Source organism: Pseudoalteromonas sp. T1lg65, assembly GCF_051930985.1.
Classification (GTDB): Bacteria; Pseudomonadota; Gammaproteobacteria; order Enterobacterales; family Alteromonadaceae; genus Pseudoalteromonas.
On the sequence record NZ_CP196837.1, the window covers coordinates 2,050,085 to 2,076,915 of the forward strand.

General features: G+C 41.5%; 23 protein-coding genes. 10 read left to right on the forward strand and 13 right to left on the reverse strand.

What is annotated here, in order from left to right; all coding sequences use genetic code 11:
• Positions 1 to 33 precede the first annotated feature (33 nt).
• Positions 34 to 2,637 (reverse strand): serine hydrolase, encoded by a 2,604-nt coding sequence (locus ACSLBF_RS08965; protein ID WP_440053077.1) that lies wholly within the window; start codon positions 2,635 to 2,637, stop codon positions 34 to 36.
• A gap of 259 nt (positions 2,638 to 2,896) precedes the next feature.
• On the opposite strand from ACSLBF_RS08965, the gene ACSLBF_RS08970 reads away from it, so the two are divergent.
• The 5 genes from ACSLBF_RS08970 (at position 2,897) to ACSLBF_RS08990 (ending at position 11,507) form a co-directional block, all read left to right on the forward strand.
• Complete coding sequence (locus ACSLBF_RS08970; RefSeq protein WP_440053078.1) at positions 2,897 to 4,009, forward strand: response regulator; 1,113 nt, start codon at positions 2,897 to 2,899, stop codon at positions 4,007 to 4,009.
• 78 nt (positions 4,010 to 4,087) lie between these two features.
• Complete coding sequence (locus ACSLBF_RS08975; RefSeq protein ID WP_440053079.1) at positions 4,088 to 5,140, forward strand: HD-GYP domain-containing protein; 1,053 nt, start codon at positions 4,088 to 4,090, stop codon at positions 5,138 to 5,140.
• A gap of 53 nt (positions 5,141 to 5,193) precedes the next feature.
• The gene (locus ACSLBF_RS08980; RefSeq protein WP_440053080.1) at positions 5,194 to 7,860 is read left to right on the forward strand and encodes an ATP-binding protein; all 2,667 of its coding nucleotides are present in this window, start codon (positions 5,194 to 5,196) and stop codon (positions 7,858 to 7,860) included.
• A complete protein-coding gene (locus ACSLBF_RS08985; protein WP_440053081.1) occupies positions 7,853 to 10,168 on the forward strand; it encodes a PAS domain S-box protein in 2,316 nt (771 codons plus the stop codon). The genes ACSLBF_RS08980 and ACSLBF_RS08985 overlap by 8 nt, the downstream gene beginning before the upstream one ends.
• Before the next feature lie 109 nt (positions 10,169 to 10,277).
• Positions 10,278 to 11,507: an FG-GAP repeat protein gene (locus ACSLBF_RS08990; RefSeq protein ID WP_440053082.1), complete on the forward strand. Its 1,230-nt coding sequence runs from the start codon at positions 10,278 to 10,280 to the stop codon at positions 11,505 to 11,507.
• Between the two features lie 262 nt (positions 11,508 to 11,769).
• Here ACSLBF_RS08990 and ACSLBF_RS08995 read toward each other — a convergent pair whose 3' ends face one another.
• The 4 genes from ACSLBF_RS08995 to ACSLBF_RS09010 are packed head-to-tail and all read right to left on the reverse strand — an operon-like array spanning position 11,770 to position 13,533.
• Entirely contained in the window at positions 11,770 to 12,177 is a 408-nt protein-coding gene (locus tag ACSLBF_RS08995) for an ACT domain-containing protein (RefSeq protein WP_440053083.1), read from the reverse strand.
• Positions 12,177 to 12,611 (reverse strand): GFA family protein, encoded by a 435-nt coding sequence (locus tag ACSLBF_RS09000; protein ID WP_440053084.1) that lies wholly within the window; start codon positions 12,609 to 12,611, stop codon positions 12,177 to 12,179. Before ACSLBF_RS09000 ends, ACSLBF_RS08995 begins: the two co-directional genes overlap by 1 nt.
• Before the next feature lie 8 nt (positions 12,612 to 12,619).
• Positions 12,620 to 13,072: a YaiI/YqxD family protein gene (locus ACSLBF_RS09005; RefSeq protein ID WP_440053085.1), complete on the reverse strand. Its 453-nt coding sequence runs from the start codon at positions 13,070 to 13,072 to the stop codon at positions 12,620 to 12,622.
• Positions 13,073 to 13,092: 20 nt separating this feature from the next.
• Entirely contained in the window at positions 13,093 to 13,533 is a 441-nt protein-coding gene (locus ACSLBF_RS09010; protein WP_440053086.1) for a GNAT family N-acetyltransferase, read from the reverse strand.
• A gap of 144 nt (positions 13,534 to 13,677) precedes the next feature.
• Between ACSLBF_RS09010 and ACSLBF_RS09015 the strand changes: the two genes are divergently transcribed.
• The 3 genes from ACSLBF_RS09015 (at position 13,678) to ACSLBF_RS09025 (ending at position 15,444) form a co-directional block, all read left to right on the forward strand.
• Positions 13,678 to 14,121, forward strand: a complete 444-nt coding sequence (locus tag ACSLBF_RS09015) for a carboxymuconolactone decarboxylase family protein (protein WP_440053087.1) — start codon at positions 13,678 to 13,680, stop codon at positions 14,119 to 14,121.
• Entirely contained in the window at positions 14,121 to 14,876 is a 756-nt protein-coding gene (locus ACSLBF_RS09020) for a helix-turn-helix domain-containing protein (protein ID WP_440053088.1), read from the forward strand. Before ACSLBF_RS09015 ends, ACSLBF_RS09020 begins: the two co-directional genes overlap by 1 nt.
• Positions 14,877 to 15,297: 421 nt before the next feature.
• Entirely contained in the window at positions 15,298 to 15,444 is a 147-nt protein-coding gene (locus tag ACSLBF_RS09025) for a hypothetical protein (RefSeq protein ID WP_440053089.1), read from the forward strand.
• Between the two features lie 127 nt (positions 15,445 to 15,571).
• Here ACSLBF_RS09025 and ACSLBF_RS09030 read toward each other — a convergent pair whose 3' ends face one another.
• The 5 genes from ACSLBF_RS09030 to ACSLBF_RS09050 all read right to left on the reverse strand — a co-directional run bounded on the left by ACSLBF_RS09030 (position 15,572) and on the right by ACSLBF_RS09050 (position 20,526).
• Positions 15,572 to 16,828, reverse strand: coding sequence for a sensor histidine kinase (locus tag ACSLBF_RS09030; RefSeq protein WP_440053090.1), 1,257 nt, complete (start codon positions 16,826 to 16,828; stop codon positions 15,572 to 15,574).
• Between the two features lie 5 nt (positions 16,829 to 16,833).
• Positions 16,834 to 17,532 (reverse strand): response regulator transcription factor, encoded by a 699-nt coding sequence (locus tag ACSLBF_RS09035; RefSeq protein ID WP_440053091.1) that lies wholly within the window; start codon positions 17,530 to 17,532, stop codon positions 16,834 to 16,836.
• The gene (locus ACSLBF_RS09040) at positions 17,532 to 18,446 is read right to left on the reverse strand and encodes a dienelactone hydrolase family protein (protein WP_440053092.1); all 915 of its coding nucleotides are present in this window, start codon (positions 18,444 to 18,446) and stop codon (positions 17,532 to 17,534) included. The genes ACSLBF_RS09035 and ACSLBF_RS09040 overlap by 1 nt, the downstream gene beginning before the upstream one ends.
• Entirely contained in the window at positions 18,424 to 19,560 is a 1,137-nt protein-coding gene (locus ACSLBF_RS09045; RefSeq protein ID WP_440053093.1) for a type 1 glutamine amidotransferase domain-containing protein, read from the reverse strand. Before ACSLBF_RS09045 ends, ACSLBF_RS09040 begins: the two co-directional genes overlap by 23 nt.
• 117 nt (positions 19,561 to 19,677) lie before the next feature.
• A complete protein-coding gene (locus ACSLBF_RS09050; RefSeq protein ID WP_440053094.1) occupies positions 19,678 to 20,526 on the reverse strand; it encodes an alpha/beta fold hydrolase in 849 nt (282 codons plus the stop codon).
• A gap of 272 nt (positions 20,527 to 20,798) precedes the next feature.
• Between ACSLBF_RS09050 and speA the strand changes: the two genes are divergently transcribed.
• Positions 20,799 to 22,712 (forward strand): biosynthetic arginine decarboxylase, encoded by a 1,914-nt coding sequence (speA, locus tag ACSLBF_RS09055; RefSeq protein WP_440053095.1) that lies wholly within the window; start codon positions 20,799 to 20,801, stop codon positions 22,710 to 22,712.
• Entirely contained in the window at positions 22,713 to 23,633 is a 921-nt protein-coding gene (speB, locus tag ACSLBF_RS09060; RefSeq protein WP_440053096.1) for an agmatinase, read from the forward strand.
• A gap of 36 nt (positions 23,634 to 23,669) precedes the next feature.
• Here speB and ACSLBF_RS09065 read toward each other — a convergent pair whose 3' ends face one another.
• The 3 genes from ACSLBF_RS09065 to ACSLBF_RS09075 are packed head-to-tail and all read right to left on the reverse strand — an operon-like array spanning position 23,670 to position 26,773.
• Entirely contained in the window at positions 23,670 to 24,899 is a 1,230-nt protein-coding gene (locus tag ACSLBF_RS09065) for a lipoprotein-releasing ABC transporter permease subunit (RefSeq protein WP_440053097.1), read from the reverse strand.
• A complete protein-coding gene (gene lolD, locus ACSLBF_RS09070; protein ID WP_440053098.1) occupies positions 24,892 to 25,581 on the reverse strand; it encodes a lipoprotein-releasing ABC transporter ATP-binding protein LolD in 690 nt (229 codons plus the stop codon). The genes ACSLBF_RS09065 and lolD overlap by 8 nt, the downstream gene beginning before the upstream one ends.
• Entirely contained in the window at positions 25,574 to 26,773 is a 1,200-nt protein-coding gene (locus ACSLBF_RS09075; protein WP_440053099.1) for a lipoprotein-releasing ABC transporter permease subunit, read from the reverse strand. Before ACSLBF_RS09075 ends, lolD begins: the two co-directional genes overlap by 8 nt.
• Positions 26,774 to 26,831: the final 58 nt, after the last annotated feature.

Genomic DNA, 26,831 nt, shown 5'->3' on the forward strand with positions numbered 1-26,831 from the left:
GCTTAGACCTGTGCTTATCTTTTAATATGAGCTCTATTGGCTCATTGCAGCACGAGAGAAGGCGTTGGTAAACTTTTTCATTTCGCTGAAAAACTGGCCTTTCCCTACAGTATCGTCGTTACCACTTGCGACCATGGCAAATCCTGTTTTGGTGTAGGGATTATAGCTAATCAATGCGCTCGAACCCGGATCGCCACCATCGTGACCGACAAATGGACCTTGCCAGATCCAAAACACGCCTTGGGTTTGAAACATGTCGACTTGTTCGTCGGTTTGTTCGCTTAACATGTCTGCAATTGAGCTTGGTTTCAGAATATGAGCGTCATTTAACTCTCCACCATTTGCTAACGCCAACAATAACACAGCCAAATCGTGAGCCGAGCTATTTAAATCGCCATCGTAGAATGTTGGATAACTAAACTCTGGAATTGCGATTAGGTTCCCTTCTTCATCCGCGGTGTATTGTTGAGCTTTGGGATTTAGCGGGCTAAGTGCTTGATAATTCCAATTGGTATCGTTCATTCCTAGCGGGTCAAAAAGATTAAGTTTCATATCTTCAGCAAGGTTTATATTCAACATTTGTTCTACGGCATAACCAGCTAAACCTGATGCGACGTTGCTATATTCATAAACACTGCCGGGCTCGGCTTCCTCTCCTTGTGCGTATACAGCATCGGAGAAATACTTTCCTCCGGTTAACAAATATTGTCGGTAAAAATCTGTCGGATCGGTGATTGGAAACTCGCTACAATCTGCGGTATTGAATGAATAGTGAAGAGAGCGCAGATCATCATGTTTATAGTAGCTACAAATGTAACTGAGGGTATCGCGGATCCCTGATGTATGAGTGACTAAGTGCTTTAACGTGATCGGAGTTGTCGTATAAGGACTTTGAACTGTAAACGGCAAATTAAAGTCATTTAATTTTGCGTCTAAATCGATGTCGCCATTTTCAACTTTTTGCATAATTGAAACCGCCATTACCGCCTTGCTCACTGAGCCAATATTGACCGGAGTATTTGCCGTCATGGGTCGGTTGGTTTCAACATTGGCAGAGCCATATCCCTTTTCAAATATAATCTTTCCATCATGGATCATTGCGAGTGCGACGCCAGGAACACCCAAATCGTCAAAGTTTTCATCTAGGATTTTATCCATTTCCTCAAGGGAATAACGAGACTTAGGTTTTTTACCAAGTGCTTGAATCGCATAGCTTAGCGGTGTATCTGAGTTATGAGTAGTATCGAAAACAGAGTATGTTGGAACTTCAATATCAGGCTCTACTCCTGCCACTTCAAGCTCGTTACCTTGATCGTTATAGTAGACCTGATGACTCAACGACCCTTGCCAACCATTCGGTAAGGTAAATAACATCATATCAGACACTGCACCGTTAGTCGGTTGTCCCACCAGCTTAACATTCGGAAGCACCGACAAAGCTTGCGTTAAGACTTCGCCAGCGCTCACCGAAGATTGTCCAGTTAACACATAGACTGGCTTTTCGAATGCCGTAATGGGAGATGGTTCCAAAGTCAGAGTTTGTTGCGGTTGTTGATAACTAGCGTTATGAATCTGCTTTTTGGCATAATCACGAGGTTGTGAAGTAAAGAAACTGGCTATTTTTTCTGAGACCTTGTCATAGCCTCCGTCATTTAACCTTAAGTCAATAATAATGCCACTGGTATTTGCCAGATCAGTCATTACTGCACGCATCACTTTTTCAGTATCCGCAATGTCTTGCTTGGCAGCAGCAATATGCTCAAACAAACTCAAATTTTCATTTTCGTTTGCAAGTAGTATTGAAGACTCTCTGATGATTTGAATATATCCAACATTGTCTGTAAGTGTAGTCCATCGTATTGCTGTACCTTCATCTAACTGTTTTAGTTGCGCAGGTTCGCTATCGCTGTAAGACAAAATAAGACTCTGGAACCGTTCTACTTGCTGGTAATACAAATCTTCAGCTTGACTCCAATCGTCACCATCACCATATTCATCAATATAGCGCACGACTTCTAAACTGAGCCCTTTCGGTGCACCACCGTCTATATCAACATTGCCACCATCAGAAAGATTGACATGGCTGTCATTAAAGGCAGATAGCATTTGTTCAAAAATAACCGCTAACTCTTGTTCAGTAGTCTGCTCAGTAACCATTGGGCGAAAGTGCTGATAGTACGCTTGCCAATCAATCTCACGTTGATGGAAAAACGCGTAAGATTCATTAAATAGGTGCCACAGAAATTCAAAGTTTTCGATTGGGTTGTTTCCAGATAACAAATTTTCACCTACACATTGCTCAGGTAACGCATTGCGTCTAGCAAACTGCCAATCGGAAGTAGCATGTGTCACTAGTGTTAGTTTGTTGTCTGTCAGTTTAAGATTGTCTTTTAAAACATCTAGTTCTGAAAAAGCATGTTTATCTAATAAAACACAGCCTGCATCATTCGTTTGAAAACGAGTTAATTGCTGGTTGGAAAATTGCCATATGTTCGGTGTTCCCAACTCAATCCAAACTCCATTGTAGCTTTCTAAAGCATGCTTTTCTTTGCCGTCTGACCCACAACCTGCAAGTAATAATGTACCGATAAGAGGAGCCAGCATCACTTTTGAGTATGGCTTGTATGACGTTTTCATATTTGTCCTTTTATTTATGCCCATTGAGTAGTTGCTCGTAAAGGAGCATATATTCGTTTGTTCCTTATGGCTGTACAAAAGTGTCTTGGGGTGTGGAGATATGTAAAAAACCGTAGCGTTCTGTCGAATTGTTTTTTATACGCTCGCAAATGAAGTATTACTACGCTCGTATAATTACCATTTTTGATTTGCTCACGTGTCTGTTTATAACTACTTTCTATTTATATCTAATCTATTTTTCGATTGAGTGAGAACCATTGTGAAAGTCTTATCAGTTGATGATAATCCGCAAAATAGAAAACTCTTAGAAAGGGCTTTACAGGCCAAGTTCGAGGTGATTTCTTCGGACGGTAACGAGCCAATTATTGAATTAATGCAGGCCCATGACCCTGAAGTCGTGTTGATGGATATCATGCTCGAAAATGGTCTTACTGGATATGACTTAGTTACTGACATTCGAGCGCATCCCTCGTTCGCGGACACCGAAATTATTTTCATTTCCGCACTAACCTCCAGTGAAGATAAACTGAATGCATACGGCTGCGGTGGCGATGACTATATTTCCAAGCCTGTGGACTTCTCTATTTTACATGAAAAGCTAAGACGCGTTGAATACCGTATTGCTGAACGTGAATCCTTGAAAGAACAATGTGACATGGCTTCAAACACTGCATTTACGTCAATGCAGCAAGCGAATGAATTGGGCGCTTTAGTGACATTTTTCACTTCAAACCTCGACGTTCATGATATGGATATACTTTTTCAAAACATCAGAGAGTATTTTGCCAACTCTGGAGTTAGTTGTTGTGTCGAATTTAGAGTATCTGGACAACATTTCCAATACCCTGCTCAAAGCATGACAGACTTGGAAAAAGAAATCCTCGAATTAGGAAGGAAAGCTAAGCGTATTGTACCATTTGGAGCCAATATGCTTTTTAACTCGCCGTTTTGTTCAATGTTAGTCAAGGGCTTACCAATCTATGACGACGACCTACTAGGGCGAGTACGTGACAACTTTGCAATTTTACTCACCATCGTTGACAGTAGAATTGAGGCCATTCAGGAACAACAAGAACGAGACAACATCCGTAAACAAGCTATTAGCGAGCTGAAAAAGCAATTGCTTGGAGATTTTGCCGCCATTAAAAAGTTGTGTGAGAACCAGGATGAAAAAGTTTCTGCTCTTGTCAGTAATCTTTCACAATCTATTCAACTTAAAATTATCACCCTTGGGTTGGATGAAGATCAGGAAAGCGAGCTAGTTGGTTTAGTTGATGATACCAAAGATGACGTGGAAGAAACCTTAGGCATTTCGTTTATCATCGAAGACAAATTGCAAAACATCACAGAACAACTTAAAGCTATCGATTAATACTCTGTGCGCATTTTACACAATGAACTAGTATGAAAAATGTGACCTGATATTGTTTAGTTATATGAGCCGCGAAGCGTGAAAGATATTAGACTTAACTCTGTATTACTTGCCATTGACGACAACCCAACAAACCTTAAATTGTTGGACAGAGTGCTCTCTGCGAAAGGATACAAAAATATTCATTTAGTAGATGATTCTCGAAAATCAGTGGCGACGTATTTGGAGCTTAAGCCCGATCTGATCCTACTAGATATCAACATGCCCCATATGGATGGTTTTGAAGTAATGGAGGCGCTTTTTGCACTTGATGAACAATCTATACCACCCATCATCGTAATATCAGCGCAGCATAGCACAGAAACCACACTGAAAGCGTTAAAAAATGGTGCCAGAGATTATGTCACTAAACCATTTGAAAAAAGTGAATTACTGATGAGAGTGCAAAATCTATTAGATGCACATTTAGCCCATAAGTTACTCAAAGATCAGGCCCAAGTGCTTGAAGAAATGGTAGCCAATCGAACCAGGGAATTGCATCAAACTCGCCTCAGCATCGTGCAAAGACTTGGCATGGCAGCTGAGTACCGCGATGAAGAGACTGGTAACCATATCTTACGCATGAGCCACATGTGTAAATTGCTTGCGGAGTTGCTAGGCTGGAATGAACGAGACTGTGATCTGATCCTAAATGCCAGTCCAATGCACGACATCGGTAAGATTGGTATTCCCGACGCTATTTTATTGAAACCAGGCCCGCTCAATGAACAAGAATGGAAAATAATGCAACAGCATACCTCTATTGGTGCCAAGCTGTTAGAAGGCGATAACTCAGATCTTATGCAAATGGCACAAAGGATCGCTCATTGCCATCACGAAAAATGGGATGGCTCTGGTTACCCTCAAGGCTTAAAAAACGATCAAATCCCAATAGAAGCACGAATAACCACCATAGCCGATGTATTTGATGCACTGACATCGGTCAGACCCTACAAAGAAGCATGGAGTGTTGAAAAAGCCTGTAAACAAATTGAAGACAGCAGTGGAAGTCACTTTGACCCGGAACTAGTGAAACTATTTTTGGCAAACATCGAAAAAATGGTTGCTATAAAACAGCAGTTTCAGGATTAACGACTGTGCTGGGCTGGCTATTATGTTTTTTAACTTTTGAGGTGTAGCACTCAATGTTTATTCTACACACACTCTCTCTACAGCTACATCATATCCGCGATAAAGTTATACTCGATGGCCAAAAACATATCCCTTTGACTCCAAGTACTATAGACAGGCTCAATGGGACGATAACCCAGTTTATAGACTCTGAACTAGGGGCGTCTTTTTATCCAAGGCAAACGGCGTTTACCCTGTTACTCGATAAACTGAGCGCCTTTCAAGCTAACCCTAGCCAAACAGCAGCCTCCGAACTTGCGAACATCATTGATGAACTTTTATATACCCTTTCGCATAGTCGCGTTCTACCGAATCATATATCTACGAGCTCAAACGAGGACCCTAAACTAGGAAAAGGTAGTGCAATACTGGTTATTGATGATAAAAACCCGGACAGCGAGCACTTAACTGCGAACTTACAAGGACTTGGTTACGCAGTTCATCAAACCAGTTCTGACTCCGGAAAAATTGACGCGCAAGTGGATATGGTGTTGTTAAAATGGAATCGCGACCCTCACGAAGCGACGCTTTTTGAAACGCTATTACAAATTAAAACAGACTATGGCGATGGTGTTTCTATTTTGCTGATGGCGAAAGCCATAGATATCGAGCTCAGATTAAAACTACTGCGGTTAGGCGTGGATAGGTTTATCCAATTACCCTGCACAGAAAGCCATATATTTTCCGTACTAAATTCGTTGGCACAAAATACCGATGAGCCCTATCGAGCAATACTGGTTGACGATAGTAGAACTGCACTAGCCTTGCATAGTGCGATGCTTAAAGCTGCGGGCTTTGAAACGTGGGAGTTTAACGAGCCATTTCAGGTTTTTGAGCATATCAATAAAATTAAACCTGATGTCATGATCTTTGATTTTCACATGCCGAAAATGCTAGGCCCAGAGCTGGCGATTTTACTTAAAGAACAGCCCATGTTCGTTGACGTACCAATCGTATTTTTATCTAGTGATACTGAATATGCGTCTCAGCTATATGCGTTAAAAACTGGTGCGGATGACTTTTTACTGAAACCCGTAAACGAAGCTCATTTTTGCGGCGCTATCTCTGTACGAGCCAGACGATATAGAGTGAAAAACGAGCTTAAACACACGTTGCAAAAAGAGGCGTACGAGCGAGATAAAGAACATTTGGCCATGAATAGCCACGCAATAGTCAGTATTGCTGACCATAAAGGAACAATCACTTATGTTAATGACAGCTTTTGTGCTGCAAGTGGTTACACAAGAGATGAACTGATCGGGCAAAATCATCGGATAGTTAAGTCAGGCATACATGATAAAGAGTTTTATAACACCATGTGGCAAACCATTAGCGAGGGAAATATTTGGCATGGTGAGATATGTAATAAAAGAAAAGATGGTGGGCTTTACTGGGTAAACGCGACGATTGTTCCGTTTTCAGATCAAGATGGCAGGCCCTATCAATATATTTCCATACGCACTGATATTACTACAAATAAAATGTTACAAGAGGCCTTAAAAGCAATCGTTGTAAGCACTTCGACAACGATAAGTCAGAATTTTTTCGACGAAGTTTTAGAAAGCCTCGCCATAGCCACCAACGTCACCACAAGCTTTATTTCGGTACCAACAGGTAACCCAGATGAAATGCGAACCCTTGGTCTATTTCATGCTGGTGAACATCGTGCCCCCTACACTTACAACATTTGTGGTACTCCTTGCGGAACATTAGAAGGTAAACACATTTGTTTTTACGAAAAAAATGTCCATGCTTTATTTCCTGAAGATAGCTGGCTTAAAAATAATAACATTGAAGCCTATATAGCTGTTCGTTTGATCTCACCAGATGGTGAAAAGCTAGGCCATATTGGCTTAATGAGCGAACGAAAATTACGTAACGCTGATTATATCAAATCTCTACTTACCGTATTTGCAGACCGTATAGCATTGGAACTGATTAGAGTCAGAAATGAAGAACAGTTAATTAGCGCTAAAGAAGCAGCAGTTCATGCTAACAAGGCTAAGTCTGAGTTTTTATCCAACATCAGCCATGAACTGCGCACTCCGCTGAACGCGATTCTTGGTTTTGGGCAACTTTTGGAATCTTCAGAGTATCTATCTTCTGAAGATCAGGACGACGTTCAAGAAATTCTTAAAGCAAGTAAACATTTACTGAGTTTAATCAATGAAATTTTAGATCTTTCAAAAGTAGAAGCCGGTAAATTACAGATAAAAAATCAACTCGTAGATATTTCAGAGATGGTTCTTGAATGTGCCAAATACATCGAAGCAGACTGCAAAAGTAACAACATCTCACTACAGATAAAGCCAATAAACGATGCATATGCTTGGTGTGACCCGCTAAGACTGAAACAGGTTCTGCTTAACATTCTTTCCAATGCCATCAAATACAATCGCCAAGATGGGCAAATTTTAATCTCAACCAGCAATAACCAAGATGATTGCCAAATAGAAATTAAAGATACAGGCATCGGTATTGCACATGAAGACTTGGATAAGTTGTATGAACCTTTTAATCGATTAGGTGCTGAGCACTCTGATAAAGTCGGTACAGGGATAGGCTTAACGCTCACGAAAAAGCTAGTGCACTTAATGAAAGGAAAACTAGATGTTAAAAGTGAGTTAGGAGTTGGTTCTACATTCACCGTTTCACTTAGATCCCGAGGTGACAATGAATAAACCCAAAATGCCACAGGTAACTCAGCACAATCGTCGCTACACGATACCTTATCCAGCGTTTTTATTGGTCATTACAACCATTGCATTTGCCACACTGTTTTTTATCATCGATGAATATTTTCACTATGAATACCACAGTATAGTAGTAACAGCCTTTGTTTTAACCGCAACTACGATGCTATTAAGCAGCTTTATTTACTTTCGGTTGAGATTAAAAGCAGTAACCGAAAATCTCTCATGTCAGTTAGCCAAAAATACACATACACGGGCTGCTTTTGATAAAGATGAAATATCACTTCTCGCGGAACAAATTAAAGACTTAAAAAAACAAGCTAATTCAGATGACGAACAACTACGCTTAAAACTAACGGAGATGGATAAACTCTCATCTCAGCTACAATCTCAATATTCACGATTATCTGCCATCATCAATACAGTTATTGATGGTGTCATTACTATAGATAAGCATGGGATCGTTGAAACTTTTAACCCAGCGGCAGAAAAAATATTCGGCTACAAGGCAAGTGACGTAATTGGTCATAATGTAAAAATGCTGATGCCCGCGCCTTATCAAGATGAACATGATAGCTATCTAACTAACTATATCACGACGTCAGAAGCAAAAGTCATCGGGATCGGCCGAGAAGTATTAGGGCAAAAGGCATCCGGTCAGTTATTTCCAATGGAACTGTCGGTCAGCGAAATGATGGTAGACGGCAAGAAAATGTTTACCGGTATTGTCCGAGATGTTTCAGATATTACCGAACAAAAATCTCTTTTAAACGACCAAGTAGCTCGAATAAAAGCCATCATAGAAACCGTGGTTGACGGTATTATAACGATTAACGAATCGGGGGTGGTCGATAGTTTTAATCCAGCCGCAGAGAAGATTTTTGGTTATACAGAACGCGAAGTGATTGGCAACAACATCAAGATGTTAATGCCAGCCCCGTACCAAGAGGAGCATGACGACTATTTAAAGAATTACCTCACTAGCGGAATTAAGAAAGTAATTGGCTCAGGACGCGAAGTACTAGGCAAAAGAAAAAATGGTTCGGTATTTCCCATGTCGTTGGCCGTAAGCGAGATGAAGGTCGGCAATAAGATAATGTTCACTGGAATTGTCAGGGACATTACAGAAAGAAGAAAATATGAAACGGCGCTGGATCAATACCGAGACAATTTAGAGCAACAAGTACAAGACAGAACGGCTGAGCTAGAAGCTGCGTCGCTTCAAGCGCAATCGGCAAACCGCTCAAAATCCAAGTTTTTGTCTCGTATGAGTCATGAGTTAAGAACGCCTTTAAACGCCATTATTGGTTTTACCCAAATTTTAGAAGACGAACAATTAACACCCCAACAACATGATAGTTTACAGGAAATAGCAACAGCAGGAAAAAATCTAATGCAAATGGTGAACGAGATACTTCAGGTTGCGTCTGTGCAGACTGGAGATATCGCCATAAGCAGTGAGGAAGTTAATCTCAACGAGTGTGTTAAAAATGCCTTCAAACTAATAGAGAACGAAGCAAAAACCAAAGGTATTTCAGTGTTACTCCCCCATAGCCCGTTACTTTATGTAAATGCTGATTATTCAAAATTAAAACAAGTATTTACCAATCTCATCGAAAACGCAGTGCAATACAGTGATGCTGGTAGTTCGGTCAAGATAGAGATGACTGAAGATGACTCTTTCGCTGTTATTAGCGTCATGGACGAAGGAAAAGGCATCCCTCAAGACAAAGTAGAGTCCATATTTTCACCATTCGAACGTGGACCTGACGAATACTCTGGTGAGCATGGAATAGGTATAGGATTAACTATAGTCAAAGAGTTGATTGAAGCGATGAACGGCAGCGTCAGTGTAACAAGTCAATTAGGAAAAGGGTCCACTTTCAACATTTCCATCCCACTCATACGTAAGGTTGAAGATAATCAAAAAGGTACTAATAAGATATTGTATATTGAGGATAATTCCACAAATCGAAAACTCATGAATCGGCTAATCTCTCGACTAGGAGACTTTGAATATATTGAAGCAATAAATGGTCAGTCAGGGTATGAACTTGCTACCAAAAACAAACCTGACCTAGTTTTGTTGGATATAAATCTTCCTGACATTTCTGGGTATGAGGTTTTTCAAATGTTGAAACAAAATGATACAACAAAAAATATACCCGTTGTTGCGGTGTCTGCTAACGCCATGGAGTCAGATAAAGAGCAAGCTAGAAGCCTTGGGTTTACGGCTTACATCACCAAACCCATCGAATTTGATGAGCTGAATGAAGTGTTAAATAAAATGGTGTAGAGTCACAATAATAACTTTTTCGAATGTTACTCCGTAGAAGATATCTTGTTATGCGACAAAGAGTTGAATAAAGTAGGACTTTACCTAACTTATACACAAGAATGTGAAAATGAAATCTGTTTCTACTTTAAAACTCCTGTCTTGTTTTACGTTAATAGTCACCTATCAAAGTTATGCACAGCAACAAAAGTTGTTACCTAACGACACAAAAACGGGAGATCAATTCGCTTTCAGTGTCGCAATAGATGGTCCAACCGCATTGGTTGGGGCACTCAACTCAGATACTAATAACCTCCAAGATTCAGGAAGCGCATACGTTTTTACCCTTGGCTCTGCTGGTTGGCAGCAACAAGCAAAATTGCTCGCTTCTCCCGCACATGCTGGAGATACATTAGGGGGCAATGTGGCGTTAAAAGGTAATATTGCGATGTTAGGTGCTTCAAGAAGAGACGATAAAGGACTCGATTCGGGTGCAGTGTTTTCATTTGAGAAACACGAAAATGCTTGGTCTCAGCAACAAATTTTAACCGCAACCGATGGTAGAGCTGGCGATGCTTTTGGTCAAAGCATTGCACTTAACGAGCGCTTTCTTATCATTGGCGCACCTCACAGCGATGCACCGCATAAAGATTCGGGCTCTGCCTATGTCTATGAAAGAGACAACCACACATGGCGTTTTCACACTAAACTTGCAGCAGCAGATGGCGCTGAAGGCGATCTATTCGGGATCAGTGTGGCGATAGACGGTGACACCATTTTAGTTGGTGCAGACTTAAACGACGAAAAAGCCGAAAAAGCTGGCGCTGTTTATGCCTATCACTTTGACGGTAAGCAATGGAATCATCAAGCAAAGCTGACAGCTAAAGATGGCGGAAATACTGATATTTTCGGTGTACGTATTTCACTATCTGGAGACACCGCTCTAATTTCCGCTAGACGAGACGACATTGAGGGTATTGGTAAAGACGCAGGCTCTGCATACATCTTTGAACGTACCAATGGACAATGGACACAGACACAAAAGTTAGTTGCTCCTGATGGCAAGGCCGATGATAGGTTTGCACGTGGCGTCGCACTGCGCAACGATATCGCCTTAATCAGCGCTATGCATCATGATGCTAATGGTGATAATGCCGGTGCGCTGTATGTATTTAGAAAGCATTTGGGTCAATGGCGTTACGCCAACAAAATTGTGGCGACGGATGGTGCCCCCGGGGACCGATTTGGTTGGAATGTTGCCCTATCAGATAATAACGCGATAATTGCGGCTCCCCATCGTGATGACAATGGCGACTCCTCAGGCGCTGCTTACGTCCATGATCTAAATAACATCGACTGAGGATAACGAAATGAACCTATGGCTGCGTTATGAATAGCGCTTTGATGAAGACTCTCGCTGTTTATCACCGCTGAGGTCGTAGCCACAGCCACTTATGCGTCCTACTCTCACATAATCGTTGAATTAGCAGAGGACGCTATCTAACTGTCTAACACTCTGGTACGCCACGAATGGATATTAAAACGCTCCTAAAAAGTAACACCATTACAGTTCGTACACTTTTTAGCAATCCATGTATCTCAAGGTAAACCGCCTTACCGAGTTATCGGTACTTTTTACTCAATGTGCGTAAAGCGTGCATTGCTTTGTCTGACTGCTCAGCAGGCACAAAAATATGATCGTGATAAAAACCAGCAATTACGTTCGCGCTGATGTTCGCTTCTTTCAATGCATTGGCAAATGCCGCGGTCAAACCAACCGCTTCAAGGCTTGAATGCACTGTTAGCGTAATTTTTTGCATTACACATTGGTAAGGTAAGTTATACGTATCGGCAACACTGCGAATCAACACCAACGTCATGCCTTCGGATTCCTTGAATGTCGCAATCGGTTGATACTTCGAACACTCCTGGAAAGAAATATCTAACGAACAAAATACATACTCAGTGGTATCAATTTCAGGTGACATCGAGGCTAGTAAGACACTAAGATCGGTGATACCACTGCACATTAGACGTTCCTTTTGATTTTGCTTAGATCTCTGGTTGGCTCAAACTCATCATATCTCGGAAGCGCTGCGTCCATCTCCTCCCAGTTGGCTTTAGAGGCTACGAAATTATGCGACATCGGACGCTCAGCAATCGCGGAGTCTAAAATACCTAAGCGTAGTCTAACCCTTGATGGATCGTCACTATTTGAGCTGTAGATGGGCGAAGCACAACGCTTGCAAAAATGGCGCTTTCTTCCCGGCTTAAATTCAAATTCGCCCAGTTCACGCTCTCCTTCGGTCACAATGCAATCACTTGTAGCAACAAAACCATTCGTAGCATATGCAGTCCCTGTGGACTTACGACACAGTGAGCAATGACAGTGAATAATATCGGTGATCGGACCTAAGATTTCGACTTTTACAGATTGGCATAAACAACTTGCCTGATACTTCATGTTACTTCCTATTTGTTACGAGTTATCCAACTATCTAGCTGGTTTGCAAATTGCTGTTTATCGGATTGAGACAATGGTGGCGGACCTGAAGTTTGCACACCACTTGCACGCATTGTGTCCATAAAATCACGTATGTTTAATCGTGATTTTATATTTTCCTTAGTAAACAACTCCCCTCTTGAACTAAGCGCCACACAACCCTTTTCGATCACTTCATCGGCCAGCGGAATATCACTAGTAATAACGAGATCCCCTTCGTTAACGCGTTTTACAATTTCGTTATCCGCAATATCGAAGCCACTAGAAACCTGTAACTTTTTTATAAATGGCGAGGGAGGCGTTTTCATATATTGGTTGGCCACTAGGGTCACCGTTGTTGAACTACGCACTGCGGCCCTAAACAGCATTTCTTTAATTACTACTGGGCAAGCGTCCGCATCTACCCAAATTTGTTTTGACATAATACTTGCTCTATAACTACTCAACGTGCTTGCTGCATATTGTAGCGCATATGAAATTCATGTTCGTCTTCATCAAACGTGACAAAACCCGATTGTTCATATAACCGTTTTGCCGGATTTTGTTTTAGCACGGTTAATGTCCAATCCTTATCTGCAAATCTACTCAGTAGCGTGTTAATCACTTTGCTACCAAATCCCTTACCTTGCATTCTCGGTTCTATTTGCAGTTGAAATAATTGGTACTGTTGACCATCCGGCTTAAATTTGGCCAATCCAATAGGTCGACCATTCAAGTAAATGATGTGAGATGCTGCATACTCATATAAAACACGCGCTTTATGGTCTTCATCAGTCAAGAACAGTCCAGCTTGTTCAAGATGCGGCACCATGGTTTCCTTTCGCAACGAGAGCAAATACGCAAAGTCTTTATCTTTGGCTTTCACAAATTCAATATCGCTCATTTGGTACTCCTTGTTTTTGCTTCGCATTCTGCTGATAAGATAACAGACTAGGTGTAAATATCCGACTCAAAATGTCGTTTTTTTTCAATTCAAAAGCTTCACGACTCGATATGCTGTGGGCACTTTAATCACTAGGAGAATCTTATGAAAAGAGCAAACCATTACAACGCTGCCCCCGCATTGATGCGCATTCTGATTACATTGGAGGAGCAAATTGAGTCCACCTTAACACCCAATGTAGAGTTTAAAGCAATCGAACTTATAAAACTTAGGGTTTCACAACTCAATCAATGTGGATACTGTATTGAAATGCATCGAGAAAAAGCGCAAGCTGCTGGTGAATCGCCTCAGCGTTTAATGGGCTTGAGTGCATGGAAAACACTCCCTTTTTATACACAGCAGGAACAAACGATGTTGGAGTTTGCAGAAAGAGTGACAAGTGCGGAAGTTATTTCCGAGCAATTATATCAACGTCTATCCGAACAATTTTCTGATGAGACATTATTTGCTCTTACCGTGGCTATCAATGCTATAAATAGCTGGAACCGAGTTGTTAAGGTGTTTCAACCAGAGGTTAACCACAGCTAATGCACCAAGACTTAACGTTAGAGATTTATCAGCCAGCGCAGGCTCAGCCTTTTATTCAAGCGCTGTGGATAGCTTCAGTACACACTGCTCACGAGAAGCAAATATGGCTTCCAAGCGATGGCGCTCAAGGGATACTATTTGCTAACCAAGTCGATAACATTCGATTCGAGCAACAGTCTTTCTCTAACAACTATGTGATACAACCTCCATCCACACAATCTCACTGCATAACCGCGTCTAACGGCGCGGTTATCGCAGGTATAAGGTTTACGCTAGGAAGTCTCGAATACCTACGTTCGATCAACCACCCTCTGTTGGATGGTCAGACACTCACCACAATCAGTTCATCTTTATCGGACCAGTTTCATCTTAATCACTTCAAAAATTTAGTATTGAGCCACTTCAAAAACTCGGTAATCGCATCCCGAGATTTAGAGCAAATACACGTGTTGCATAAGGTGCTATGTAACAATAAACCACTGTCAGAAAGTATTAATCATATGCAAGTAAGCGTGAGGCAGCTGGAACGGTATTTTAAGCAACATTGTAAAATTACCGCCAAACTTCTTGAAAGAATAATAAGGGTTAGATTGGCCCAAAGCAAAATCAAACGGGCTAACGATGTTTCGCTAGTCGATATCGCGTTACAGTGTGGTTTTTCAGATCAGGCTCATATGAGTCGCGAATTCAAACATATTTGTCAACTCTCGCCCATCCAGTATCGGAAGTTGATATCGCGATCCCAACAGTGCTAAACCCATTGCAATGTCTTAATATGCAATTTACTGACTAACCTCAGCTACGAATAACTAATTTAGCCCATTCGTATAGAGATGCTTATGCCAATCTTTATATTGAGTGGATACGTTTATTCATTGCCAGTCGTCGTTCACCTGCTTACTAGACATAAACATTAAAGAAACCTAAACGAATGATAATAATAAGAATCTATTTTCATTATTGCCATTATTAAAGTGCTGAACAAGTTGGTTAAGCCAACTTTGCATACATCGTTACTACTAATTCTCTTCTAACAAACACCTCAAAAGTTACTGTCCATTAGAAACCGGTTATAAAAGATAAGGTTTTGTTGCCGTTAACTCATTGACTTAGATAACGCTTTTTGACAGTTTCTTAAACAGCCCACTCTCGGGCCATACCAATAAGGAAAATACAATGAAATTAGTATTAAAAAAGCAAAAATTAAAAAAGCTTGATAATCTTGATAACATGGATATCAATTCTAAAGCCACAAAAAAGGTCGCTGGTGGTGTAAATACACTAACAGGTTGCTACGGCGCGACGTGTGTGAGGTTTATGTAGTTATAACAGCTTAGTACCGTTTTAGTTACGTTTATACTGGCTCTAGTGTATATACAGTTTACCTTTTTAGAGCCAGTACCAACGTGAATCGATAATATCCCATCAGAAACCGAACTTACACAAATCGTTACGCATCCCCTTGAAAGCTCAACATGACACAAGTCTGTTGTTCATCACTGTCTAAATTCAACAGAACATTATTGCGCTCACATAACCGCTTCACAATAGATAAACCAATACCAAGTCCGGGGCTTGTTGCGCTTTTTACACCTGATTCAAATACCCGTTCAAGTACTGGTGCCGCGATGCCTATCCCCGTGTTTCGGATGATTAAGTGGTTATCTTGATAGGAAATACCGATGATGCCACTTTGAGTATGAGTAAACGCGTTGGCAATTAGGTTCACTAAAATCATTTTTAAATCAGCTTGCTGCACGTTAACTACTAGCGATGATTTGAGCTGAATATCAAGCTCAATCGGCTTATTTTCTATCTGATAAGCAAGCTGCAACACAATTTCTTCTACAATTGGTAATACCTTAACTTGGGTAGGCCTGATCTGGTTTTCCCGAGCCAATGATAATAAAGCCTCCACACTTTGCGACATTTGTAGCTGTGCGTGGTCAATGCGAGCAAGTACAGTTTGTTGTTTATCATTTAATGGCGAATCTTGTAATAACTTTACCGCACCTCCAGTGATAGCCAAAGGAGTTCGCAATTCATGTGATACGTCTTGAGTAAATTGCCGCTCACGCGCAATAAATGTTTTTATTCTATCAAGCGCAGCTTCAAGCGTTTGTGCAAACCGCCCTATTTCGTTGTCGCTAAATTGCTTAGAAAATCCGCTTGGTAACTTATCGACTGGAGCATTGTCAATGATGGCCATTAACGAGTCCAATGGTCTTAACATCCGTTTGGCAACCGCAAATGCTGCAAAAGCAAAAACGAACGCAATAGCTAAACCAATCACCACCAACACGCCTAGCAAGCTAAACATTTCGGTTTTTAGCTTTCTAACCACTAAATGTTCGCTGACTTCAGCAACCAAAAACCCCGAATCTAATCGCTTTAGGTGATAGTGTTTTCCATCCTCAGAGGCAAATTCACTTCTTTTCGGTTCTTCTATACTGAGTCTTTGAATAATTTCCGGCAACGTCTCAACGTGCTGATGATATTCAATAAACTCAAGACGAGGCTTAGGAGTCATGCCGCTAGTTAATTGTTGCTCAACATGACGCTGTTCATCGTCTAAAAGTATACGAAATAGGTTGTCTTCAATGTTGTATGAAAAGATAAAGCTCAGTGCGCTGAACAACAGACTCAAAAGCACCACAAAGCCAATAAAATAGCCAATAATTCGGTTTCTAAGTTGCGACGATTTCATAATTTTTATAGATCTAATGCCAATCCAACACTGTGAATAGTTTTAATCACGGGACTAGAAAAAGGTTTATCTATTTCTTTTCTTAGCTGATAAATGTGAGAGCGCAACGCATCAGAGTCGGTGGGTTCATCACCCCAAATTTTGTCTATTAGCTCACTTTTAGACAATGCCCGAGGATGACTTTCCATCAAAAGCTTGAGAATTTTAAAAGCGATTGGTTGCAAAGAAATGGTCTGGTCAGCGCGACTAATGGTATTTGTCTGTATGTCCAAACACAGCTTTTTTTCATTCTGACCCAATTCAATTACTCTACTTTTGTTGAGTACATGTCGCTTAGATAAAGCCAAGCAACGCACATACAGCTCGTCTAGTGCAAATGGTTTGGTTAAGTAGTCATCTGCACCTTGCGCGAATCCAACTAACTTGTCGTCTAATGTATCTCGAGCGGTCAGCATGATGATTGGAATATGTCGGTCGGCTTTGTCACGAAGTTGCTTGCAAACTGTAAGACCATCCATGCCAGGCAGTGCAATATCTAGCACAATACAATCAAAGTATTGCTCAAGTGCCAATGTACAACCTAGCTCACCATCGTAAGCAAAATCTGTAATCACTTCTTGTTGTGCAAAATAGTCTGCAATATTACTGGCAATATCATGATTATCTTCAATTACTAATACTTTTAATGGTGAGCTATTGAACATTAATACCATCCTGTTAATTGGGTATAGTAGCCTTCAGGTAATACGTGTTCACCTTCGACTTCAATATGTTTTTTATTCGATGAAGCAAGATGTGAAAACAGCGCGGCATTTTGCTCTACATCCGCATATTCATCATCATCTGCAGTGACTAACCAAACTTGCTGATTGATAAGCGACACAACATTTTTTGGTGCAACAATCGCCGTGGCGTCACCTATGTGCGGCGGTACAATCGACAATACCTTGTCTACACGACTATCTACAGCCGCTAACAGTAAACTAATTTGTCCGCCCATGCTATAGCCGGCTAAACTAATCTGGTCCTGTGCAAATTGTGGTTGAGACTCTATCCAGTCTAACAAAACACGATTATCCTTAACGGTATTAATAATCATCGCCTCATAAGGTTCACGTTTACCAAAATAGCGAAGATCTCGCATCACCTCACCAATGCCATAGTCGGCGTCCTTGCGTTTTCCATGATTTCTGGCATCGATTGCTACCACTGCGTAGCCCTTATCCAAGGCCATTTTTGTTAATTCATCCGTTTGTTCAGAAGTGTCACGGTCTTTAAAGCTCTCCTGGAAAAAGCGTAAATCGCTTCTGCCTTTTGCATGTAACCCAACCATTACCGGTATGGAACTCGAGCCAATTTGATAAGACTCAGGATAAACCAACTGCCCATTTACCCACTCACCATCAAAGCTTTTATACTTAATCTCAAAATGATTTGGCGATATTTCCTTCAACTGAAAATGACTCACGACTTTGCCGTGCTGATAGGTTTTGTGTAGCTGTTCGCTGCTAATCTCATAAGGTTGTATATTGGCAATCGAGTACCAAATTGCACCAATCGCAGCTGCAGCGCCAAATAACGTAGTTGCTATAACTTTACCCTTGTTTGTTAAGCGCATTGTTTAGCTCCTTAAGTAATGCTGAATCAGTATGTTTTTTTAATGCTTTTTGGACTACTTTTTGCGCCTGCAACGTATCGTTTTTACGGATATGAGCGCGAGCGAGTTCCGCATGCAACATAGGGTGATCTAAGGTTGAAAGTGATAGATCCATGATGGTAATTGCAGTGTTTAATTCATGCTCAGTGTTAGCATGTTTAGCCTGATAAAGGCCAAACATGGCTAACATCATGGGATCATAATCAGCTTGATTCGTTTGATATTTTTGCTTTGCTGCCGCTGGGTCTTTAAAAAATGCTTCAACTAGCAAAATTGTCTCATCATCTTTGAACTTTGGCGACTTGTCCTGATTGATCCCAAGCGACTTTACCATTGCTCTTGCTGTATCCGCTGTTGAAAACGGGTTTTGCCCGGTGATAAGCTGACCATCGATTGTCACTTGGTTAAGCATCAAGCCATCTTGTTCAAATTGAGCACCACGCTCTTTCAGTTTGTCTTCCAAAAAATAGGGGAACTGTTTGGCCCACTTTTTACTAAATGCCTGCTCTTCTTCATTAGTGAAGCCATTAACGCGCTTTCCTTTCACCAGGTACTCTCCATCAGAGAGCTTAACATCGACGAGTGCTACAGGACCATGGCACACCGCGCCAATGACCCCTTGTTTTTCATAGATTTTACGAATAAGAGACTGTAAATCAGTATTTGTAGCTAGATCAAACATTGGACCTTTACCGCCGACAACAAATACTGCATCAACATCAGCAGCTTTTATATGTTCAAGCTTGATGGTGTTTTCTAGTTTGCTGGTTGCCTTTTCGTCTTCTAAAAATAGTTGGTTATAAGCTTTTTCTTTATCATAATTGTCTGCAACCAGTTTTCCACCCGAAGGGGAAGCTAACGTCACTTTTACACCATTTGCTTTAAAAACCGCATACGCTTTACTCAGCTCATCGAATTCATAACCGGGCTGAATCATCTCGCCTTTAGCATCGAGTTTTCCGTGACTACTGAGTACCATAACAACATGTGGCTCGTTATTACTCATGGCTTGTGTGCTCAATGCAGCTGCACTCAAAGAGATTATTAGAGGTAATTTAATTGCAGTTCGAAACATTGGGACTCTCCCTTTATTGTGATTACCAGGGAAAAGTAGCAATGAGTTTGTGAAGCCGATGTGAAGGGATAAAATAGTTTTTAGGGAGCAAAATATACTCCCCGATAATAGCTTCTCTTATTTTACTCGTTTTACCATTTTGTCGATGTGCTCAATAGCAATCCATGGATCGGTTTTATCAAAAACATGGGAAGCATATTTCATTGTAACGACTTCAACATCATCACTAATTGTGTGCAGCTTTGTCTGTGCTTCATTCCAAGTCGCATTGAAAATATCTACATCTTCATAGCTCATACCTGTCTGTCTTATATCGTTCTGCGGCATGCCTCTGGATAACACGGTAACTGGAAGACTTTTATGCACTTGGTATAGCTTAGTGTGGTTTGAAGCTTCAATAATATCTTCAAATGAGTTAGAGGATTTCTCCCAATCAATGATCCAAGACATGGTTTTCCAGCCATCTGGTGACATTTTGCGTTGCATGTTTTCAACCCAAGATTCATGTGCAGTATCAATTAAAACCAGTCCTTTCACTTTTTCAGGGTTTTTATGTGCATATGCTCTGGCTATCATGCCACCAAAAGAATGAGGCACAAGCACCAGCTCGTCCATTTTTGCAGCCTTAGTGAACTCTTCCAATTCTGTAACGAGTTCAGCCATGGTTCTTACGCGACGCTTTTCCATTTTACTTTGACCAGAACCGGCTCTGTCATACATACAAAGTCGATAGCCTTTTGGTTCGGCGCGATGGAAAGTGTTGTTGTACGTCTCACGCACATCCAAACCCATGCCAGCGATCAACAACGCAGTTAGCTTTCCTTCTCCTTTGCAGAGGTAGGCAATCTTATTGCCAGCAGCTTCAACGTATTGGTATTCGTTGTGGACATGTTCTTCAGCAAATGCTGGCACTGAAATTAGCATCGAGGATACAAGTGTAATAGCCGTGAGCTTGTTATTATTCATTATCGTTACTTTCCTTAAATAAAATCATTATGTTACGACACACGAAGCGATTTACTTCGGCTAAATAATATCACTTTCACATTTTTACTCAACAGAAGTTTCAGAAAGTTCTGAAACTTCTATTGAGTAATTCAAGGCGGCTATTTTTTTCTACTACTCACTCACAGATTCCTAACTCTTGACGAGTAAAATAACTTGTTAGACAGCTAAATCGGATTGCAGTCTAATTCGCGAAAAATGACCTTCTAATTTTTATTATCTAAGGAACTTGAATGACCAAGACCACCTCTTCTGAACAAGCACGTGAATGCTACAACGTGCGCCATTGGAGCCAAGGCTTTTTTGGCATTAATGATCAAGGAGAGGTTACTGCGACGCCCAACTTGCAGCAGCCAACACACAGCATTGCATTAACTGCTATTGCAGATCAAATTAAGCAAAAGGGTTACAGCCTCCCTGCGCTAGTAAGATTTCCGCAAATCTTAAATCAACGCGTTACCAATATTGTTAATGCATTTAATCAGGCCACCAAAGACTACGGCTATCCCGAGGATTATTTATTGGTTTATCCGATAAAGGTAAACCAACAAAAAGCAGTGATTGATGGACTGGTCGCGAGTCAATCTCAACAAGACAAGAAGCAACTGGGTTTAGAAGCTGGCAGTAAAGCAGAATTGTTGACGGTTTTGGCAATGAGCGAAGGCACTAGTGCGGTAATCGTTTGTAATGGTTATAAAGACAAAGAGTACATTCGCTTAGCTTTAATTGGTGAAAAGCTTGGACATCAAGTCTATATCGTGCTGGAAAAGCGCTCTGAATTGGAAATTGTACTGGCTCAGGCTGCAGAGTTGAATGTCACACCAAGATTAGGTATCCGTGTACGTTTGGCGTCGCAAGGCAAAGGTAAATGGCAAGCCAGCGGTGGTGAAAAGTCTAAATTTGGCCTTTCTGCGTCGCAAGTATTGGCTGTTGTCAATCAGCTTAAGCAACTAGATATGTTAAGCGCATTGCAGTTAGTTCATTTCCATTTAGGTTCACAAATGGCAAATATACGCGATGTACGCGTTGGCGTCGGTGAAGCTGCACGTTTCTATTGTGAACTTAGAAGGCTTGGTGCAAACCTGTTAAACCTTGACGTTGGTGGTGGTCTCGCCGTGGACTATGATGGCACACGTAGCCAATCTTCAAGTTCGATGAACTATAGTTTGGCGGAATATGCAAATAACATTGTTTATACCATTGGCGACACCTGTAAAGCATACCAACAGCCGATGCCTAAGATAATTTCAGAATCAGGTCGAGCACTCACAGCTCATCACGCTGTGCTTATTACCGATGTCATCGGTACCGAAAGCTATCAGGTAGAAGAACTTGTCGCACCTAGTGACGACGCACCACAGCTATTAAAGAATATGTGGATGTCATGGCGTGCACTGAATGAAGCAAGTGATGATCGAGCACTGATTGAGATCTATCACGATACACATAGTGATTTAGCTGAAGCTCATGGCCAATTTGCTATGGGGTTACTCAGTCTTGAACAACGTGCTTGGGTCGAGCAAGTAAATCTGCGCGTAAGCTATGAATTAAAACAGCGTATGAACTACAAAGATAGGTTCCACAGACCGATATTGGATGAATTGAATAGCAAACTGGCAGACAAGTTTTTCGTTAACTTTTCGCTATTTCAATCTTTGCCAGACGCTTGGGGGATCGATCAGGTATTTCCTGTTTTGCCGCTAAGTGGATTAACTGAAGCACCAAAGCGACGCGCAGTACTACTGGATATCACTTGTGATTCGGACGGTGCTATCGAGCACTATGTTGACGGACAAGGGATCGAAAGTACGCTGCCTGTACCCGAATTTAAGAAAGACGAACCCTATCTACTTGGATTTTTCTTGGTTGGTGCGTATCAAGAAATCTTGGGAGATATGCATAACTTGTTCGGCGACACCCACACTATCACAGCTGTTGTGGATGATAAGGGGGCACTGCAGCTGAGTGACTTTGAAGCCGGTGATACGGTGGCTGATATGATGCGATATGTTCACTTAGATGTAGAACAGTTTAAGGTCAATTACGCTAATTTAGTGGCTAGGACTTTGCCACAAGATGAGCAAGCAACTTGTCTAGCAGAGCTAGAACTTGGGCTTGATGGTTACACCTATTTGGAAGAATGCTAAATGACTCAACTATTTGATCATACCGACCATTCGTTGTATTCCAACGGCATGACGTTCTTACGTCAACCAATGGTGACTGATATTACGCAAATTGATGCGGACGTTGTGGTACTCGGCTTGCCTTTTGATTTGGCAACCTCAGGCCGTCCTGGGGCGCGCCTTGGCCCAGATGCTATTCGTCGTGCCTCGGTTCATCTTGCTTGGGAAAGCAAAAAGTATCCTTGGGATTTTGCATTGCTGCGCAAGATAAAATTAAAAGATGCAGGTGACTTTACCTATCCAGTCGGGGATCCTGAATATTTCACGGCACAATTGGAATTGGCAGCAAAACAGATCATCGATCAAGGTAAGGCGCTATTGAGCTTTGGTGGTGATCACTTTGTTACTCTGCCTTTACTACGCGCTCATCAACAACGTTATGGCAAAATGGCATTAGTGCATTTTGATGCGCATACCGATACCTATAGCCAAGGTTCACGTTACGATCACGGGACGATGTTTTACCATGCTCCCAGAGAAGGTTTGATCAGTCCTGAACATTCCATGCAAATTGGAATACGTACTGAGTACAGCCGCAATCGTCACGAATTTGGTGTGATTGATGCCATGACGGCTAATGATATCAGCGCTGAAGAAATCGCCGAACAGATCCGAAATCGTATCGGAGATCTTCCTGTGTATCTAACATTTGATATTGACTGCCTTGATCCTGCATTTGCACCTGGCACAGGCACTCCGGTTTGTGGCGGATTAAGTTCAGACAAGGTGTTGAAAATATTAAGAGCACTACAAGGTGTGAATATTATCGGTATGGATGTGGTTGAAGTATCTCCAGCCTATGATCAGAGCGAATTAACTGCGATTGCTGCAGCAACCATAGCTCATGAATTACTTCACCTTTGGGCTGTTAAGCATAAGTAAGATCCATGATTGGATGTTAAGGCCCTTTGGGCCTTCTTATCCATTTCCTAATACTTTTGCTGGATCTGTTTTGGTTGCCTGCCAAGCTGGGAAAAGACTGGCTAACACAGCCATGATCAGCGTGATTACCAAACTAAAATAAATATCCATCCAAACAATCTTACTCGGTAGATATTCAATAAAGTAAACCCCTTCCAGTGGATTTACATCACTGTAATTGATCCATGCTCTAAAGATATCCGGAATGTTAATCGCAACAATGATACCTATGATGGCGCCCAAGGTCGCACCAATCCCAGCATAGGTCACACCTTGTAACGCAAATGTCGCGAAAATTGTCGAATCCTTAGCCCCCATGGTTTTAAGAATTGCGATATCTGCGCGCTTTTCTTTTACCTCCATCACCATGGAAGAAATAATATTAAAACTCGCTACAGCAATAATCAAAAACACCACCAGGTATACAATCGTTCTGACCATTTGAATATCCATATACAAACTGCCTTGAGTACGAAACCAAGAAGACACATAAACTAAATCTGGCAAAGCTCGACCGGCTTGCATAGCAATTTGATTGGCGGCAAATATATCTTCTACTTTAACCCGCAAGTCTGTAGTTTGTAATTCATCCAAGCCAAGGTTTTGCTGTAGTACACTCAGCGGGACGATTACTGAGGTCTGATCAATGGGACCGCCCATATTAATCAATCCTACAATTTCAGCCGTCATACGCTTGGGTGCGGCCAGCGGATTATCGGCTTGTTTGTTGGCAACCAGAAGTTGCACTTTATCACCGACTTGTGCCGATAAAGATTCCGCAATTCCAGCGCCAACAATTACCTGCCCAGGCTGTAAATCTTGAAGTTTACTCTGGGTAATAAAATCGCCGATGTTAGAAACCAAATGATGGCGTGAAGTCACAACCCCTTTTAGTTGTGAGGCCTTTAACTGACCTTTAAATTGAATCATCGCCGTTAAATTGATTTCAGGTGTCGCTGCTATAACTCCGGGTTGTTTCTCAAGTAACTCAACTTTACTGGGCCAATTATTTATTGGCTCATAAGGAGCTTGATAGCTGACATGAGGAACCACAGATAACAATCTTTGTTCAAGCTGTTGTTCAAACCCATTGATAACAGACAGTGCGATGATGAGCACCGCCATGCCAAGCATTACGCCGAGCGTAGAAGCTCTGGTAAGAAACCCGATAAAACCAAGTTGTTTTTTTGACTCGCGAAAGCGCTTGCTTAAAAAGTAACTAAGCATGTTCGAGCTCACCTACTTTTCCGTCATCGAGCTGCACAGAGCGTCCTAGTTTATCGGCCAACTCTAAATCGTGGGTAACGACCACGAAACTGGTATTTAGATCTCGATTTAACTCAGCTAGTAGTTCATAAATCTTTAGTGCATTCTGTTTATCAAGATTGCCTGTAGGTTCATCGGCCAACACCAATGCAGGTTCGGTCACTAACGCTCTGGCAATCGCTACGCGTTGTCGCTCACCACCTGATAGTTCCGAAGGTTTGTGCTCAGCACGGTGACTCAACCCAACGCGCTCTAGCATGGCTAACGCTTTTTGTTTTGCAAGTTTGGCTGGTTGGCGAGCTATTAATAACGGCATTGCCACATTTTCAAGCGCGCTAAATTCCATCAATAGGTGATGAAACTGGTAAATAAAGCCCAAATATTGATTTCTGAACTCCGCTTGTTTTGCTCTCGATAACTTACCTACTTCAACGCCTTTGATCTGAACTGTACCACTGGACGCTTTATCTAAGGTACCAAGGATATGGAGCAATGTACTCTTGCCTGAACCCGAACTACCGACAATGGCGAGCATTTCCCCTTGTTTAACTTGCAAGTCCAATCCTTTTAAAACCGTCACTTCAGACTTGCCGTCTTGATAGCTTTTTACCAGCCCCTGACAGTCAATTACCCAATCACTCATATCTTAATACCTCTGCTGGTAATACGTTGGATGCGCGCTTAGCTGGATAAAGCGTTGCGACAAAGCTTAGAGACACACTGGCCATTGTTAATATGACTAAATCACGCCACTCAAACTTAACTGGTAGTTCTGCACCACCTAATAAATTAAGGCCGATAAAGTGAAGCGATTCATTGATGTTACTCGACAACAGTAAGCCTCCAAATAAGCCGATAATGGTGCCTATTACACCGTTATACATACCTTGTGCCATAAACACTTTTGCTATCATGTTTGGCGTAAAGCCAAGCGTTTGTAAAATTGCCACTTCCCCCTGTTTTTCACTCACCATCATAGATAGTGCAGAGACGATATTAAAAATTGCGACGATCACAATTAAACCTAACAGCAAAGACATCACGCGTTTTTCCATCGCAACGGCTGAAAATAAAGTGCCCTGCTGGGTTTGCCAATCTTGATACTGCAATCCACTCAGTAATGGAGAGGCTTCTTGGTAAAAGGCTTGCAGCTCAAATGCATCATGCAAATGCACGCTAACGTCGAATTGCTCAGCACTTTTGCGCATTAATCGTTGTAAACTTTTGCCATCGGCAAATGCAAGATAGGTATCGGCCTCACTTTGCGCATTATAAATCGCTGCGACGGTAAATAATCTTTGAGTTGGTGTTCTACCAAGCGGTGAGTATGTAGAATACTCAGGTAAAATCACTCTGACCTGTTGGCCAATGCCTACATCTAATTTGTTCGCTAAATAGCGACTTAATGCTAGCTGATACTTATTATTGTGGAGAGTCGCAAGGCTGCCTGATTCGATTTGTGTGTCGAGTGTGTTGCTATAACCTGCGAACTGACCTTGCAGTTTAACTCCGACCAAATCTTGATTAGTTTGTAGTATCACTTCACTCACTAAATAAGGGGTGACACGTTTTACTAAAGGGTGTTGCTCCAACGCTGTCATGCGTTGTTTGTCTAACTGTTCTGATTGTTTAATTTGGACGTGGGGAATGAGGTCTAAAATAGCGCTTTTTAAACTCTGCTCAAAGCCGTTCATTACCGAACTAACGGTAATTAGGCTCATCAATCCTAACGCTATCCCTGCAATAGAAAAAAACGAAATGAACGATATAAAGGCATTCCCTTTCGATGCTCGGCTGTATCTTAAGCCAACAAAAAGACTAACTGGTTGAAACATGCCCTATCTCTGTCGATAAAATTGCAACGATAGTAACATATTAATCTATACATTTTGG

What these genes read in the sequence shown, in the direction of transcription:
- ACSLBF_RS09050 (WP_440053094.1), bottom strand. Translation starts at nt 20,526, where the DNA reads ATGAATAATAACAAGCTCACGGCTATTACACTTGTATCCTCGATGCTA.
- ACSLBF_RS08985 (WP_440053081.1), top strand. Translation starts at nt 7,853, where the DNA reads ATGAATAAACCCAAAATGCCACAGGTAACTCAGCACAATCGTCGCTAC.
- ACSLBF_RS09035 (WP_440053091.1), bottom strand. Translation starts at nt 17,532, where the DNA reads ATGTTCAATAGCTCACCATTAAAAGTATTAGTAATTGAAGATAATCAT.
- ACSLBF_RS09010 (WP_440053086.1), bottom strand. Translation starts at nt 13,533, where the DNA reads ATGAGCGATATTGAATTTGTGAAAGCCAAAGATAAAGACTTTGCGTAT.
- ACSLBF_RS09005 (WP_440053085.1), bottom strand. Translation starts at nt 13,072, where the DNA reads ATGTCAAAACAAATTTGGGTAGATGCGGACGCTTGCCCAGTAGTAATT.
- ACSLBF_RS08990 (WP_440053082.1), top strand. Translation starts at nt 10,278, where the DNA reads ATGAAATCTGTTTCTACTTTAAAACTCCTGTCTTGTTTTACGTTAATA.
- ACSLBF_RS08995 (WP_440053083.1), bottom strand. Translation starts at nt 12,177, where the DNA reads ATGTGCAGTGGTATCACCGATCTTAGTGTCTTACTAGCCTCGATGTCA.
- ACSLBF_RS09025 (WP_440053089.1), top strand. Translation starts at nt 15,298, where the DNA reads ATGAAATTAGTATTAAAAAAGCAAAAATTAAAAAAGCTTGATAATCTT.
- ACSLBF_RS09040 (WP_440053092.1), bottom strand. Translation starts at nt 18,446, where the DNA reads ATGCGCTTAACAAACAAGGGTAAAGTTATAGCAACTACGTTATTTGGC.
- ACSLBF_RS08965 (WP_440053077.1), bottom strand. Translation starts at nt 2,637, where the DNA reads ATGAAAACGTCATACAAGCCATACTCAAAAGTGATGCTGGCTCCTCTT.
- ACSLBF_RS09030 (WP_440053090.1), bottom strand. Translation starts at nt 16,828, where the DNA reads ATGAAATCGTCGCAACTTAGAAACCGAATTATTGGCTATTTTATTGGC.
- ACSLBF_RS09045 (WP_440053093.1), bottom strand. Translation starts at nt 19,560, where the DNA reads ATGTTTCGAACTGCAATTAAATTACCTCTAATAATCTCTTTGAGTGCA.
- ACSLBF_RS09020 (WP_440053088.1), top strand. Translation starts at nt 14,121, where the DNA reads ATGCACCAAGACTTAACGTTAGAGATTTATCAGCCAGCGCAGGCTCAG.
- lolD (WP_440053098.1), bottom strand. Translation starts at nt 25,581, where the DNA reads ATGAGTGATTGGGTAATTGACTGTCAGGGGCTGGTAAAAAGCTATCAA.
- ACSLBF_RS09000 (WP_440053084.1), bottom strand. Translation starts at nt 12,611, where the DNA reads ATGAAGTATCAGGCAAGTTGTTTATGCCAATCTGTAAAAGTCGAAATC.
- speA (WP_440053095.1), top strand. Translation starts at nt 20,799, where the DNA reads ATGACCAAGACCACCTCTTCTGAACAAGCACGTGAATGCTACAACGTG.
- ACSLBF_RS08980 (WP_440053080.1), top strand. Translation starts at nt 5,194, where the DNA reads ATGTTTATTCTACACACACTCTCTCTACAGCTACATCATATCCGCGAT.
- ACSLBF_RS09065 (WP_440053097.1), bottom strand. Translation starts at nt 24,899, where the DNA reads ATGCTTAGTTACTTTTTAAGCAAGCGCTTTCGCGAGTCAAAAAAACAA.
- ACSLBF_RS09075 (WP_440053099.1), bottom strand. Translation starts at nt 26,773, where the DNA reads ATGTTTCAACCAGTTAGTCTTTTTGTTGGCTTAAGATACAGCCGAGCA.
- speB (WP_440053096.1), top strand. Translation starts at nt 22,713, where the DNA reads ATGACTCAACTATTTGATCATACCGACCATTCGTTGTATTCCAACGGC.
- ACSLBF_RS09015 (WP_440053087.1), top strand. Translation starts at nt 13,678, where the DNA reads ATGAAAAGAGCAAACCATTACAACGCTGCCCCCGCATTGATGCGCATT.